Origin of the sequence: Shewanella psychropiezotolerans (genome assembly GCF_007197555.1) — a bacterium.
GTDB classification, from domain to species: domain Bacteria; phylum Pseudomonadota; class Gammaproteobacteria; order Enterobacterales; family Shewanellaceae; genus Shewanella; species Shewanella psychropiezotolerans.
In genome coordinates this window covers 1501693-1516103 of the sequence record NZ_CP041614.1, presented here as the reverse complement: position 1 = coordinate 1516103, position 14411 = coordinate 1501693, and the positions used below count along the sequence as shown (strand labels likewise).

Genomic DNA, 14411 nt, shown 5'->3' with positions numbered 1-14411 from the left:
TAAACCTTCTCCTGATTACTTGGCGTTTTGACGATATAGCTCGATAAGTTCAATAAAGTGATTGAACAAAGGCGCTGCATCATGTGGACCCGGACTCGCTTCAGGGTGTCCCTGGAAGCTAAATGCAGGCTTATCTGTCAAATGTATACCTTGCAATGAACCATCAAACAATGACTTATGAGTCACCTTGATGTTGGCTGGCAGGCTAGTTTCATCAGCAGCAAAACCGTGGTTTTGGCTAGTGATCATCACATTACCTTTCTCAAGGTCGCTCACAGGATGGTTGGCACCATGATGACCAAACTTCATTTTAAGGGTTTTAGCGCCAGAGGCGAGAGCCAACAGCTGATGACCGAGACAAATACCAAACACAGGAATCTCTGTCTTGAGGATCTCCTGAATCGCCTTGATAGCATAATCACATGGCTCTGGGTCACCAGGGCCATTCGAGAGGAATATCCCATCAGGCTTCATCGCCAGCACTTCAGATGCTGGTGTCTGGGCCGGAACCACAGTGACATCACAACCACGATCTACCAGCATACGTAAGATATTACGCTTCACACCGTAGTCGTAAGCAACGATCTTGTATTTAAGCTCTGATTCAGGCTTATCTTCGGGTAAACCACCGACTAAACGCCAGCTACCGCTACGCCATTGATAGGCTTTTTCTGTTGTGACTTCTTTGGCTAAATCCATGCCTTTTAAACCAGGGAACGCTTTCGCTTCGGCTAGTGCCTTAGCTATGTCATCCTCACCGACTAAGATACAGCCCGCTTGCGCACCTTTCTCTCGTAAAATACGAGTCAACTTTCGAGTATCAATATCTGCGATGCCAACAATATTGTTAGCTTTCAGATATTCACTCAAGCATTGCTGATTACGAAAGTTACTGGCGAGAAGAGGAAGATCTCTGATGATCAGACCACAAGCATGGACTGCATCGGATTCTGTATCTTCATCATTGGTTCCAGTGTTACCAATATGAGGATAAGTTAGAGTTACGATCTGGCGAGAATAAGAGGGATCTGTCAGGATCTCCTGGTATCCTGTCATTGAAGTGTTAAAAACAACTTCACCAACAGCATGTCCATCGGCACCAATTGCTGTGCCAGAGAATACAGTTCCATCTTCGAGTACGAGTAAGGCAGACTTTGTCAACGCGACCTCCATAAAGAGCCAAGCCACTAAAATATAATGTTTTTTATTGCTTTAATAATACCAATATTCACATAAATACGAAATTTTGGCAAATTCGGACAACTATATACGTGTTTATTTAGCTTGTCTACAAATTAAAAATTTAAATTATCAACTTATTTTGATAAAACATAACTCCCCTCCTACACCACCTTGGCGTTCGGGGATAACTCTTCCAAAAACAGTTCCGTGTATAAACCCCCTCCTACACCATCCATGGTGTCCGGGGATAAATACTTACAAAAACAGTTCCGTGTATAAACCCCCTCCTACACCATCCATGGTGTCCGGGGATAAATACTTACAAAAACAGTTCCGTGTATAAACCCCCTCCTACACCATCCATGGTGTCCTGGGATAAATACTTACAAAAACAGTTCCGTGTATAAACCCCCTCCTACACCATCCATGGTGTCCGGGGATAAATACTTCCGTGTATAAAAAAACCGCCTGATTGGCGGTTTTAAAAAATAGTAATTATTTGAGACCCAATACCTGCTGCATATCGTAGAGCCCGACATCTTGATTGACTAACCAGACCGATGCTCTCATGGCACCATTAGCGAAAGTCATACGACTCGATGCCTTATGAGTGATCTCCAACCGCTCACCAATATCGGCAAACATGGCGGTATGCTCACCAACAAGATCCCCTGCACGTATGGTAGAGAAACCTATCGTTTCGCGGTCACGCTCTCCGGTCATCCCTTCACGGCCGTAAACGGCACATTTGTTAAGATCACGACCCAAAGTTTTGGCGATCACTTCGCCCATCTTGAGTGCCGTGCCAGAAGGCGCATCTTTCTTATACCTGTGATGACCCTCGATGATCTCTATATCCGTGTAATCACCCATGACTTCTGCCGCTAACTCGAGCAGTTTCCACATAAGGTTAACCCCGACAGCCATATTAGGCGCCATCACAACAGGTATCTTATCTGCATAAGCAGAGATCTTTGATTTTTGAGCATCGGTGAAGCCAGTAGTGCCTATAACAATAGCCTTACCATGTCTGGCACACCAATCGGCATGAATTACACTCGCTTCAGGGGAGGTAAAATCGATGAGCACATCGAAATCATCGACAGCTTTATCGAGCGAATCAGTAATAGGTACGTTCATCGACCCCACACCAGCAAGCTCACCAGCATCAACCCCTATCAGAGTCGAGCCAGCTCTTTCAATCGCAGCACCTAGATAGATAGCAGGCTGAATTCGTGCAGCTTCAATAAGAGTACGTCCCATACGACCACTGCCGCCTGTAATAGCCACTCTTACTTGTTCTGTCATCGTATTACTTCCTTAATGCTATCTAGCTAAATTATATAACGGGCAGTTCAACTCTTTATAGTCATAAAAGAGGAACTGTTAATTCTGATTCTAAAAAAATGCCTAAGCGTTAGCTTAGGCATTTAATGATATTGAATTAAAGAATGTCGAGCAATTCGACTTCAAATACCAATGCGGAGTATGGCGGGATAGAAGCACCGGCACCACGTTCACCGTATGCCAAGTGATGAGGAACATAAAGCCTCCACTTAGCACCCACTGGCATAAGTTGTAGCGCCTCGGTCCAACCGGCAATCACACCTGACACAGGGAACTCGGCAGGTTGATCACGAGCGACTGAGCTATCGAATACATCACCATTGATGAAAGTACCGTGATAGTGAGTACGGACCGTAGCGTCAAGACTTGGCTTGTCACCCTCGCCTTCATTGAGGATCTCATACTGAAGACCAGACTCAAGCGTCACGATTCCATCACGCTTAGCGTTCTCACCTAGGAAAGTTTCGCCTTCAGCAGATGCCGCTTCAGCAGCTGCTTCCTGAACTTTCTGAATACGCTGACTGATCTCAGTAAACGCAATTTGAAGGTCTTCCATAGCAACTTGGCTCTCTTTACCTTCAAACGCATCGGCAAGGCCTAGCTGAACAGCTGAGATATCGATACCTTCGAATGAGTTAGCAGCCAATTGCTCGCCAAGTTGACGACCTACGCCATAACTTGCTTGCGCTTCAATACTAGTGAACTTGTCAGACATAATGATTCTACTCCCAGTTATTCAATTAATTTTCGCGCGCTAGTTTACCATATTTAAAAAAAGTGTTCTTTATAAGCTCAAGTTTATTTCGCAATCTGACAGCGATTCTTTACTTTATTTTTGCTCGCAAGATAAAGAGGCATAACTTGCGCCTGCATTTGGCTTAGATCATCAATTCTATGGCCGTGAGATGGATGGGTAGACAGTAACTCGGGACCTTGCTCCCCTCCGACTTTGGCCATGTTCTGCCAAAGCAGCATACTTTGACTCGGATCAAACCCCGCTCGAGCCATCAACTCCACTCCCATGATATCGGCCTCATTCTCCTGCTCACGACCATAGGGCAATATAAAGCCAACCTGAGTACCTAAACCAAGCGCCGCCATATACAGGTCTTTATTACTGACCCCTCCAGCCCCTAGCGCCGCATCAGCCAATTGCATACCCAGCCCGGTCATTTGTACACGAGACACCTGTTCATTACTGTGATGAGCCAATACATGAGCCACCTCATGTCCGATAACGGTGGCCAATTGGTCTTCATTTTCGGCAACTTTTAACAAACCGGTATAGACACCGATATGACCACCAGGCAGAGCAAACGCGTTAACTTGCTCGGACTCGAACACCACTACATCCCATTTAAGCGACTTATCGGGTAAGACCTGGGTCACTCGATTAGCGACGCAGTCTACATAAGTCACCAACTTGCTATCTTTACTCATCTTCTCTTGTTTTTTAATCTGCTCGAATGAAGCATCTCCCATCTGGTTAATTTCCTGAGATGAAAACAGCAAGGTCTGCCCACGTCCAGTAGGTGATTGATGAGTGGCACAGCCAGATAAGATCAAGGCAGAGAGGAGTAATGCAGGTATAGATTTCATCAGGAGATGGTCCTTTGTAATACAAGTCCTAGGAGCTAGAGTTTATCAAATTTCAGCAACATTATTATCATGAACGAAACACTTTATTGTTACCCTCGGATTTATTTGAATGAGGGAGTTAGGAGGAGATACGAGCCCACGGATGGCTAAAGGTAGAATAATGCAGGAGCAATTATCGAGAGTAACGTATGGAGCTGTTACCGAGGGAGCATTTCAGGAGCCCTGCGCCCGAGGATAACTCTTGTTAAAGAAGGGCCATGTACAAAAAAACCTCGCGAAGCGAGGCTCTATAAACTTAATTTCTGCTGTTTGAAATGAAGTTAGGTATTCAAATCCTGGAAGAACTTCTTCACGCCATCGAAGAAACCTTCGGCTTTCGGACTGTGCTTCTTGGAAGCATCCGAGAGTGTCTCATCGAATTCGCGTAACAGCTCTTTCTGACGTTCGTTAAGTTTGACCGGAGTTTCCATGACAACCTTACACAACAAGTCACCCACGGCATGGCTGCGCACAGACTTAACACCCTTACCACGCATGCGGAACATACGACCGGTTTGCGTCTCTGCAGGTATCTTAAGGTTCACCTTACCATCGAGTGTAGGCACTTCAATCCCACCACCAAGTGCGGCTTTACCGAATGAAATCGGTACTTCGCAATAGAGGTTATTACCGTCACGAACGAAGATTGAGTGCTCGCGTACGCTCACCTGCACGTAAAGGTCTCCTGGAGGAGCACCATACTCACCCGCTTCACCTTCGCCAGACAAACGAATACGATCGCCATTATCGACACCGGCTGGTATCTTAACTGATAAAGTCTTGCTCTTCTCGACACGGCCTTCACCATGACACTTGTTACAAGGATCTTTAATGATCTTGCCGCGTCCATGACAGGTAGGACAGGCTTGCTGCACCGCGAAGAAACCTTGACGCATCTGCACTTGGCCTTGACCATGACAGGTACCACAGGTTGTTGGTGAGGTGCCCTTCTTAGCACCACTGCCATCACAGCTATCACAGGTAGTCAACTTTGGTATGCGTAGCTCTTTAGTCAGACCTTTAACAGCTTCTTCCAAAGACAGCTCAAGGTTGTAACGCAGATCACTACCACGAGCAGCCTGACGTTGGCCACCACGACGGCCACCACCGAAGATATCACCAAACACATCACCGAAAACATCACCAAAATCGGCATTGCCACCGAAACCACCACCGCCACGATTAGGATCGACGCCAGCATGACCAAATTGATCATAGGCCGCCTTCTTATCGCTATCGGTAAGGATTTCGTAAGCTTCCTTTATCTCTTTGAAATTGGCTTCTGCAGTCTTATCGCCTGGGTTGCGATCCGGGTGAAACTTCATGGCTAAACGCTTATAAGCCTTTTTAATTTCACGTTCACTGGATTCACGACCGACACTTAATACTTCGTAATAATCTCGCTTTGACATATTCTCACGCTTTCTTTGCTGATGTGGTAGCTGTTCTAGTCGCTAATTTTGTAGCTAAAAACACAACTACGGGCATTAGAGTTTCCCCTAACGCCCGTATTCAAATAACTCAGGAGTTAGCCTTTATTACTTCTTGTCTTCTTTCACTTCTTCAAACTCTGCATCAACAACATCTTCGTCTGGCTTAGCCGCTTGTGCTTCGCCTTCAGGTGCTTGCTGTCCCTGCTCAGCTTGGGCCTTAGCCTGGGCAATTTCCATCAACTTAGAAGATGCTTCCATCAGCTCTTGAGTTGACTTATCGATAGCCTCTTTGTCCTTACCTTGAACCGCTGTTTCAACAGCAGTCATAGCAGTTTCAATTTTCTCTTTCTCGTCACTTGGCAATGCTTCACCAGCTTCTTCAATCTGCTTCTTGGTTGCGTGAACCATGCCATCAGCCTGGTTACGAGCCGTGACCAACTCTTCGAACTTAGCATCTTCATCGGCATGGGCTTCGGCATCACGTACCATAGCTTCTACTTCTTCATCACTCAGACCAGAAGAAGCTTTAATGGTGATTTTCTGCTCTTTACCTGTCTTCTTATCGGTAGCTGATACATGCAAGATACCATCGGCATCGATGTCGAATGCCACTTCAATCTGTGGAGCACCACGAGGAGCAGCCTCGATACCTTCCAGGTTAAATTGACCCAGAGACTTGTTACCACTCGATTGCTTACGCTCACCCTGGAGTACGTGAATAGTCACTGCACTCTGGTTATCGTCTGCAGTAGAGAAGGTTTGGCTAGCCTTAGTCGGGATAGTGGTGTTCTTCTCGATAAGCTTAGTCATCACGCTACCCATGGTCTCAATACCCAGAGACAGAGGTGTAACGTCGAGTAGCAATACATCTTTCACTTCACCAGAAAGTACACCAGCCTGAACTGCTGCGCCTATGGCAACCGCTTCGTCCGGGTTAACGTCTTGACGAAGTTCTTTACCGAAAAACTCAGAAACCTCGGCGCGAACCTTAGGCATACGAGTCTGACCACCAACCAGAATCACTTCGTTGATATCTGACACTGAAAGGTCTGCATCGGCTAAAGCAATTTTTAATGGCTCTAATGTACGAGTGATCAGGTCTTCAACCAGAGACTCAAGCTTAGCACGAGTGATCTTAACCACTAAGTGCTTAGGACCTGATGCATCGGCTGTGATGTAAGGCAGGTTAACTTCAGTCTGTGATGCACTTGAAAGTTCAATTTTGGCTTTCTCTGCCGCTTCTTTAAGACGCTGCATAGCCAGTGGATCGTTACGTAGATCCAGACCTTGGTCTTTCTTGAACTCATCGGCAAGATACTTAATCAAACGGTTATCGAAATCTTCACCACCTAAATGAGTGTCACCGTTAGTCGCTAGTACTTCGAAGGTTTGCTCACCATCGACACTATCAATTTCGATGATAGAGATATCGAAAGTACCGCCACCTAAGTCGTATACGGCTACTATGTTATCGCCTTGCTTCTTATCGATACCATAAGCCAGTGCAGCAGCAGTTGGCTCGTTGATGATACGCTTAACTTCAAGACCAGCGATACGACCAGCATCTTTAGTTGCTTGACGCTGTGAATCGTTGAAGTATGCAGGTACGGTAATAACCGCTTCTGTTACTTCTTCACCTAAGAAATCTTCGGCAGTCTTCTTCATTTTCTTCAAGGTTTCGGCAGAAACCTGAGGAGGAGCCATCTTCTTACCATGAGCTTCAACCCATGCATCACCATTATCTGCAGCGATGATATTGAACGGCATGATGTCAACATCACGCTGAACTTCGTCATCTTTAAAACGACGACCGATAAGACGCTTAATGGCGTAAAAAGTATTAGTCGGGTTTGTCACTGCTTGGCGCTTTGCAGGTTGACCAACCAAAATCTCATCGCCAGTGTAGGCGATAATAGAAGGTGTAGTACGATCGCCTTCGGCATTCTCGAGTACACGTGGTGTGTCGCCGTCTAATACTGCTACGCAAGAGTTTGTTGTGCCTAAATCGATACCAATAATTCTACCCATGGGGTGCTCCTGAAATCTTTTCTTAAGTAATGCTAAATTTGTTATCTGATGGAGATATGGGGTTAGTAAAGACGATTTCAAGCCTGAAATTAAGTTAGTAAGAAATAGTTCTTAAGAATTTGGTCTCAGCGAATGGCTTGCTATATCAAGTTTCACTTTGGCGCTAACCGGCCCCATAATCTTGCCTTAACCTCTATATTGGGCCGTTTACATTAATTACAAGTGTAAATAGATAAAAATTGCACACAGGGGCATTTTTTTGATCTTCGACTCAAACTCAACACAAAAAATACCGTATAATGAATGCAATCTAGGAGTGCGCTCTCTTTGGCTTAAATAAGCAGCCAGGAAATCGTGTCGTTGTCTCTGCTGTAGTTAAGAGTAAAATCATTGAAACAATCAAATCAGGCCTATCTGTATGGCATTGCTGCCATCTGCCTTTGGTCAACGGTCGCCACCGCTTTTAAGTTGGCACTCGCCCATTTTAGCCCACTTCAGTTAGTGTTTGTCGCTACCATCACCTCTATCTTCGCCTTGAGCATGATTTTGCTGCTCCAAGGAAAGCTACACCTGATAAAAGCGCAATTTAAGGCCAAGCCACTATTTTATCTACAGACAGGTTTACTCAATCCCTTCCTTTATTACCTGGTGCTTTTCAAAGCTTATGACCTGCTACCGGCTCAACAGGCGCTGTCACTTAACTACACCTGGGCCATCTTGCTGCCGCTATTGTCGGTGCCGCTTCTTTCCCAAAAACTAAGAAAGAGTGACATGACCGCGGCCATCGTCGCCTATTTTGGGGTCTTCGTTATCGCTACCCAAGGCAATCTCACTAACTTTTCCTTCGAGAGTGGCACTGGTGTCATCCTAGCACTGACCAGCACAATACTTTGGTCTCTGTATTGGATAGTCAATACCAAGGACAAAGGAGATCCGGTCGTGAGTCTACTACTCAGCTTCCTTGTGGGTTTTCCGTTCATTTTGGTCACACTATTATGGACTCAGGAACTGCCCAGTTGGAACCCACAAGCGTTCGCTGCGGGTATCTATGTCGGCCTGTTCGAGATGGGAGTCACCTTCGTACTCTGGTTAGTAGCACTTAAAAAAGCGGAAAGAACGGCGAGCATCAGCACCTTAGTCTTCATGTCCCCAGTGATGTCTATCGGTTTTATCGCCTGGATTTTGCAAGAGCAGATAGCCAGGTCTACCTATATAGGTCTGGCCTTAATTTTAACGGCACTGGCATTGCAACAACTGCTGCCTCATTTGAATAAGCTCAAAGGAAAAGACAGCAGAGAATCAGTCTAAAACTTAAGTTCCGGATAGAATGAAGCCCACTGAAATGTGGGCTTTGTGTTGTTAATTAACGCTATTTCGCTCTTTGTTAATCAAAACTAAACACTGTTGACTAGAATTTGTGGTGTACATCTATCTGACCCACTCCCACATTTACATTTAATTGACCAAAACCTGTTTGGTCTTCACTGTGATAAGTCTGTCTTACAAAGTGTCTGCTAACCTCTACTTGCTGTCCGTGTAGGTCTACCGAGACCTCCCCAACACCCGATTCTAATGACACTGAGCGATATAGCATTTCATGCCTGATTTCTGCATGTCCAACACCTAAATCTATATCTATGCTGCTTTCCATGTTTAACACTTCAACTTGACCAACACCGACATTCAGGTTTACCGCTGCTTGACGCGGAAGGTAAACCACCCACTCTTGTTTAACATCATCTTGATCGGTTAGCTTAAGCTCAATCTCTTTAGACGCCTCAATGACATCCAGTTCAACATCGTCGATATCCAGGCTACTCCAAAGAGAAAACCAATTACTCTCACTAGGAGTGACCAAGACTTCGACACGAATATTTTGCTCATCGGTGGCAATAAACTTAACCGAACCTATATCCATATCCAGCAATACTTTTTGACCATCATAGGCATACGTCCGACTCAGTGATTTGGCGCTATCAGCCAATGCAGAGGTCACTGCCAGAGAAGAAAACGCGGCAGTAACCACCATGACACTACTCAAAGTTGCTGTTAGCAGTTTTTTTATTAGCTTATTCATGTTCGCCATCCTGATATTGAAATCCCTTGAGGTATACATAGACAAAGCAAGACCCAAGCCAACATTTAATCCACAAGTATTTTAATGACTTACACAACAACAAGTATGAAAGAGTCTCCTTATCCCCCTATACCTAGTCAATATCACTAATGGTTAGTGAATTTATCAATGAAGGATTCGGCGGCACCAACTAATGTTCAGCCACTATACTTATACAGATAGGTATCGAATCAAATATTACGCTTGGTTTATGGGAGCGCTTCATGCACGTACAACTGTTAGTGACACATACGGATTTTTGTATTCATAATCTAGAACGTGAACTCAATAATGTAGGTATTCAATACCGGATAGATTATATCGAGGATAACCCTAAGCAGATGAATGCCAATCATATAAGACACTCACCCAGCATATTCATTGAGGATAAGTTAGTCTTCAGGTACCAACCTAGCCCCACCGAGCTGAAAACACTACTCGCGAATGAAAACTGATATCTCGCGTTATCAGTAAAATCTAGTTTTAGATTTAATCAAATATCGCCATCAGCAACTATAATTATGGATCCTATGTTGATTGTTACAGTCCCTATGGAGGGTCTAAAATGTTATTTCTTATATACTGGGAATTGAATGAAGAAATTGATGCGATTTCTCGGCTACAAGCAGCTGAAAAACTTGCCGCCGCCGAGCTATTTCCACCTCAAAATGTCGAGGTACTCAGATTCGACAGTACGCCAGATCTCTGGGGCATGACTCTCATCGAGGCCTCTAATGTGGAAGATGTATCGAACGTAGTCAACATGTGGCGTATCGCCTGCCCGGGAATATTCAAAAAAACGAAGATCTCGCCCGCCAGACCAGTACAGGAATCTATGGCATCGATCGGCGAGCTAATCAAAAAGCTTGCAGCGGACAAACATACATAACCGCTTTTCTTATTCCAGCTCCTGAAAACGTGGGGGAGGATTAACAACCTTTCCCCAATTACTTATAATTTTTAAGCATAAAATATCGAGCTGGACTGCCTGGAAACTCAGGCACCGTTCCTACAATTTCAAAACCCATCTTTTGGTAGAAGACGGGGGCTTGATAAGACAATGTATCTAGCTGGGCAGTAAGGCAGCCTCGTTTCTTTGCCTCAACTTCTGCTAGCTCCATTAATCTGCGCCCAAGCCCTGTCCCTCTGGTCTTTTTATCTACCCAGACTACGTCAATTAAGAAATTTCTATAAATAGTCTGTCCCGAGACACCACCAATGAGTTCGTTATCCTCATCACGAGCAACCACAGACAGAGGCAGAGTCTCTTCCGGCCCCATATTTTCATATTTATGCTCTCGAACACCTGCAACGAGCTCATCAAAAACAGCACTATCTTCTTCATTAATCACTTCAATTTTCACTACATGGCCTCCAAGCCAAGATAAACTACAAAGAGAACCCTATTTACTTATTAGAACAATGTAAAGAATCCCAGCGTATAGACTCTGACTCCAAGAAAGTTCCTTCTTATAAATGTTCCAGTGTAGATACAACTTAGGGCGTAGTATAAATGAGGCGAGCGGATTCATTCATTACCATAATCAAACACGCCTGAGGATTACAGTGGCCCCGTTGGAAGTTGCCGAAGTGGTTTGCTGAAAATAGTGTAAGGCTCACATGAATGTGAGACTAGCTTTCGGGGGCTTGGCCGTTCTTTGGCATCCATGCCATCACGGCATTTGTAAATCCATTGACATCAGATGCCCCATCGGAAGCGTTAGCTATTTTCAAAAAACACGTAGGAAAACAACTTCGCCGGGGCGTCATGTTGGATGCAAGGAGGATAAGGACGAACAGTCCTCCTTGCCCTGGTGTGGAATGGAGTTCCACGACTTTAATTTCAAACGAAGTTTGGACAAACATTAGAGTATCAAAAGTAGATATGAAGTTTCAGCTTTCAAACCTTTACCCTACATCAAATGAGCCCCCAAATGCCTCAGCTTCATTCCAAGCTGGCTAAACCTTTGGTGAGAGCCAAAGTATGGTCAATTATCGATGAGCCTTGGGCCCCATCTCCATGCCCAGGAAATACTAGCTTCACTTGCGGGTACCTGGCTTTAACCTTACTCGCAGAGTAGTACCAGTTTGCTAAATCGGCATCTCCAGTCCAACCTAAGCTATTGGTATTAGTGGACTTAAAAAAACAGCCACCTATAAGTATTTTTTCATCTGGCAGCCAGACAACCAAATTATCCATGCTATGACCGGAACCAGGGAAATACGCCTTTATCTTGCCTTTAAGCAACTCGAATTCATCACCTAAAAATATATGGTTCGACCTTGGCTTGTGATCTTGCTCCAGTAAAGTATTGGTCATATCCGAGGCATACGTAACGAAACCATTCTTATCCAGATAGCCCAAGCCTGCCGCGCTATCTGAGTGATAATGAGTGACGAGTGCCCCTTTTAGCGTTAACCCTTTAACATGCAACCAACTCATTAAATCTGGCATATCCGATACGTTCCAAGGAGTGTCGATAAGATAAGCATCCTTTTCGTCGACATAGATAAAGGAGTTTGCATCCATCATGACTGCAGGTTTATCGGCAAAAAGCTGCACCTCTTGATGAGACCTCACCACGTAAAGCGTCGGTAACACCATCTCTATCTCAATCACCTCGGAAGACCAATCAGCCTGATTAGATGTGTTGTGCAGAGCAGCCTGACTTGAACTTATACTCATCAAAAGTACGAGAATAGCGGTAGGAATAATGAATGTACGCATAGAGGAAAGTGCGAAATGGTACATTGAAACGAGAAAACCTAGATATTTAGACATAACAAAACCTTATCGGTAAATATGTCCCTCAATATATAGATCAATTGTGGCGAAATTATAGCGCGATAATGGCAATCTGCTGTTTTGATTGATAAGCCATAAGAAACCGCATAGCGGCCAGGGATGCTTCTTATGAAATCAAGAGCCAGCGACTCGCAGACTATAAATAGCGATGAAGGTCAGGCCTTCAAAAAATTATCATACGCCAAAGAGGCTGGATTCCCGCCCAGAAGCATTGCGGGAATGACGAGCCGTAGAGAAACTATCGACAATTAGAAAACCTAAATCGAAGAGAATAAATCATCCAGTATAGATGTGACTGCGAGCTTAGGTTTCAGGGCGAAGTATCGCATTGTGAAACTCTCTGAGCGAGAGATAGGGATATCGAACTGGCCGTTAAACATGGAAGTTGTTGGAAACCGCAGAGCGGCCACGGATGGCTTTACAGCGACTCGCAGAAGTATCCGCATAAAGCCCGCTGCAAGCGATAGATAACCATGAAGGAACGACCTTCAATCACATCAACCAATAATAAAGTAATTAATGCTCCCCAAAAATGCCGTCAGCTTCATTCCAAGCCATCAACTCCGAGATGTATATTCCCCTACGCCGATCCACTTGTAGGTGGTCAAGGCTTCCAGCCCCATGGGACCACGAGCATGGAGTTTCTGGGTGCTCACCGCCACCTCGGCGCCTAGGCCAAACTGGCCGCCATCGGTAAAGCGGGTACTGGCATTGACGTAAACGGCTGCCGAGTCCACCTGATTGATAAACTCTGCCGAGGCGTGAATATTATCGGTTAATATCCCTTCCGAGTGTCCGCTGGAGTAGATTCTGATATGACTTATCGCCCCATCCATATCATCGACAACCTTGATGCCTAAGGCCAGTGATAACCACTCTTGTGCATAAGTTTCTTCGGTGGCAGTCTCGATTGCCACCCCTTGCTTTTCTGCAATAGCGATTGCCTTATCGCAGCCATAAAAGCTCACACCTAAGGCTGCAAGTATCTGATACAGTTGAGGTAACATCTTTGCGGCAATATCTCGATGGATTAATACCGTATCCAGCGCATTACACACGGTAGGTCGCTGCACCTTAGCATTGGTGATGACTTGAATAGACTTGTCAATATCGGCATCTTTATCGGCGTAGAGATGGCAGATGCCAACGCCGCCCAAAATCACAGGTATCGTCGCCTGCTCGGCGCATAAACGCTGCAGATTTGGACCACCGCGAGGCACTATCATGTCGACATATTTATCCAGCTTAAGCAGAGCCGATACCAGACTACGATCCGGACTTTTAATCAGCTGCACCGCATCGGCGGGTAATCCTTGCTCGACCACAGCTTCGCGTATAGCTTCGCTCAAGGCCAGATTCGACTGCAAGGTTTCCTTGCCGCCACGCAGTATCACCGCATTGCCAGTCTTAAGCGCTAACACAGCAATATCGACGGTGACATTGGGACGCGCTTCGTAGATAACGCCGATGACCCCAAGCGGGACCCGACGACGGGACAGGCGCAGACCATTATCCAGTAGCTGGCTCTCGAGCTCAGTGCCGACGGGATCGCTCAAATTGATCACGTTATCGATATCTGTAATCACAGCATTAAGACGTGACTCATCCAGTAGTAAACGATCGACCATAGCATCATTGAGGCCATTATCTTTCGCAGCTGCCACATCTTTCGCATTAGCAGCGACAATAACATCACTTTTTTCATTCAACTTAGCCGCAATCGCTTCGAGCAAAGCCTTTTTTTGAAGTCCATTCAGCCCCGCAAGTGCATAGCTTGCCTGTTTGGCTTGTTGACCGAGTGTCTGTATATTTACTTGGTTATTCTCTATCACGTCTCTTCATCCTAGATTTACGAAGGATC

14 protein-coding genes are annotated in these 14411 nt (G+C 45.3%); 4 read left to right on the top strand and 10 right to left on the bottom strand.

Translation table 11 applies throughout. The features are described from left to right. Positions 1-15 precede the first annotated feature (15 nt). The 6 genes from carA to dnaK all read right to left on the bottom strand — a co-directional run bounded on the left by carA (position 16) and on the right by dnaK (position 7628). Entirely contained in the window at positions 16-1173 is a 1158-nt protein-coding gene (carA, locus tag FM037_RS06740; RefSeq protein WP_144045367.1) for a glutamine-hydrolyzing carbamoyl-phosphate synthase small subunit, read from the bottom strand. 504 nt (positions 1174-1677) lie between these two features. Then, a complete protein-coding gene (dapB, locus tag FM037_RS06735) occupies positions 1678-2490 on the bottom strand; it encodes a 4-hydroxy-tetrahydrodipicolinate reductase (protein ID WP_144045366.1) in 813 nt (270 codons plus the stop codon). Between the two features lie 136 nt (positions 2491-2626). Then, complete coding sequence (locus tag FM037_RS06730; RefSeq protein ID WP_144045365.1) at positions 2627-3244, bottom strand: FKBP-type peptidyl-prolyl cis-trans isomerase; 618 nt, start codon at positions 3242-3244, stop codon at positions 2627-2629. An 83-nt stretch (positions 3245-3327) separates the two neighbouring features. Next, entirely contained in the window at positions 3328-4128 is an 801-nt protein-coding gene (locus tag FM037_RS06725; RefSeq protein WP_144045364.1) for a M48 family metallopeptidase, read from the bottom strand. Positions 4129-4448: 320 nt separating this feature from the next. Continuing rightward, on the bottom strand, positions 4449-5579 hold the full coding sequence (gene dnaJ, locus FM037_RS06720) for a molecular chaperone DnaJ (protein WP_144045363.1): 1131 nt from the start codon (positions 5577-5579) through the stop codon (positions 4449-4451). A gap of 126 nt (positions 5580-5705) precedes the next feature. Next, entirely contained in the window at positions 5706-7628 is a 1923-nt protein-coding gene (gene dnaK / locus FM037_RS06715) for a molecular chaperone DnaK (protein WP_144045362.1), read from the bottom strand. Positions 7629-8018: 390 nt separating this feature from the next. Between dnaK and FM037_RS06710 the strand changes: the two genes are divergently transcribed. Next, a complete protein-coding gene (locus FM037_RS06710) occupies positions 8019-8936 on the top strand; it encodes a DMT family transporter (RefSeq protein WP_144045361.1) in 918 nt (305 codons plus the stop codon). Positions 8937-9036: 100 nt separating this feature from the next. On the opposite strand, the gene FM037_RS06705 is transcribed toward FM037_RS06710, so the two are convergent. Then, positions 9037-9705, bottom strand: a complete 669-nt coding sequence (locus FM037_RS06705) for a hypothetical protein (protein WP_144045360.1) — start codon at positions 9703-9705, stop codon at positions 9037-9039. 263 nt (positions 9706-9968) lie between these two features. Here FM037_RS06705 and FM037_RS06700 point away from each other — a divergent pair, with 263 nt between their 5' ends. Both FM037_RS06700 and FM037_RS06695 read left to right on the top strand, forming a co-directional pair. Next, positions 9969-10199, top strand: a complete 231-nt coding sequence (locus FM037_RS06700) for a thioredoxin domain-containing protein (RefSeq protein ID WP_144045359.1) — start codon at positions 9969-9971, stop codon at positions 10197-10199. 110 nt (positions 10200-10309) lie between these two features. Further along, positions 10310-10633 (top strand): hypothetical protein, encoded by a 324-nt coding sequence (locus FM037_RS06695; RefSeq protein ID WP_144045358.1) that lies wholly within the window; start codon positions 10310-10312, stop codon positions 10631-10633. A 58-nt stretch (positions 10634-10691) separates the two neighbouring features. On the opposite strand, the gene FM037_RS06690 is transcribed toward FM037_RS06695, so the two are convergent. Both FM037_RS06690 and bla read right to left on the bottom strand, forming a co-directional pair. After that, the gene (locus FM037_RS06690) at positions 10692-11108 is read right to left on the bottom strand and encodes a GNAT family N-acetyltransferase (protein ID WP_144045357.1); all 417 of its coding nucleotides are present in this window, start codon (positions 11106-11108) and stop codon (positions 10692-10694) included. A 581-nt stretch (positions 11109-11689) separates the two neighbouring features. Further along, positions 11690-12526 carry a metallo-beta-lactamase gene (gene bla / locus FM037_RS06685; RefSeq protein WP_144045356.1) on the bottom strand — a complete coding sequence of 279 codons (837 nt, stop codon included), beginning with the start codon at positions 12524-12526 and terminating at the stop codon, positions 11690-11692. 132 nt (positions 12527-12658) lie between these two features. On the opposite strand from bla, the gene FM037_RS28470 reads away from it, so the two are divergent. Beyond that, positions 12659-12802: a hypothetical protein gene (locus tag FM037_RS28470; protein WP_185976970.1), complete on the top strand. Its 144-nt coding sequence runs from the start codon at positions 12659-12661 to the stop codon at positions 12800-12802. Positions 12803-13107: 305 nt separating this feature from the next. On the opposite strand, the gene FM037_RS06680 is transcribed toward FM037_RS28470, so the two are convergent. Further along, on the bottom strand, positions 13108-14382 hold the full coding sequence (locus FM037_RS06680) for a glutamate-5-semialdehyde dehydrogenase (RefSeq protein WP_144045355.1): 1275 nt from the start codon (positions 14380-14382) through the stop codon (positions 13108-13110). Positions 14383-14411 lie beyond the last annotated feature (29 nt).

What these genes read in the sequence shown, in the direction of transcription:
- carA (WP_144045367.1), bottom strand. Translation starts at nt 1,173, where the DNA reads ATGGAGGTCGCGTTGACAAAGTCTGCCTTACTCGTACTCGAAGATGGA.
- dapB (WP_144045366.1), bottom strand. Translation starts at nt 2,490, where the DNA reads ATGACAGAACAAGTAAGAGTGGCTATTACAGGCGGCAGTGGTCGTATG.
- FM037_RS06730 (WP_144045365.1), bottom strand. Translation starts at nt 3,244, where the DNA reads ATGTCTGACAAGTTCACTAGTATTGAAGCGCAAGCAAGTTATGGCGTA.
- FM037_RS06725 (WP_144045364.1), bottom strand. Translation starts at nt 4,128, where the DNA reads ATGAAATCTATACCTGCATTACTCCTCTCTGCCTTGATCTTATCTGGC.
- dnaJ (WP_144045363.1), bottom strand. Translation starts at nt 5,579, where the DNA reads ATGTCAAAGCGAGATTATTACGAAGTATTAAGTGTCGGTCGTGAATCC.
- dnaK (WP_144045362.1), bottom strand. Translation starts at nt 7,628, where the DNA reads ATGGGTAGAATTATTGGTATCGATTTAGGCACAACAAACTCTTGCGTA.
- FM037_RS06705 (WP_144045360.1), bottom strand. Translation starts at nt 9,705, where the DNA reads ATGAATAAGCTAATAAAAAAACTGCTAACAGCAACTTTGAGTAGTGTC.
- FM037_RS06700 (WP_144045359.1), top strand. Translation starts at nt 9,969, where the DNA reads ATGCACGTACAACTGTTAGTGACACATACGGATTTTTGTATTCATAAT.
- FM037_RS06695 (WP_144045358.1), top strand. Translation starts at nt 10,310, where the DNA reads ATGTTATTTCTTATATACTGGGAATTGAATGAAGAAATTGATGCGATT.
- bla (WP_144045356.1), bottom strand. Translation starts at nt 12,526, where the DNA reads ATGTCTAAATATCTAGGTTTTCTCGTTTCAATGTACCATTTCGCACTT.
- FM037_RS28470 (WP_185976970.1), top strand. Translation starts at nt 12,659, where the DNA reads ATGAAATCAAGAGCCAGCGACTCGCAGACTATAAATAGCGATGAAGGT.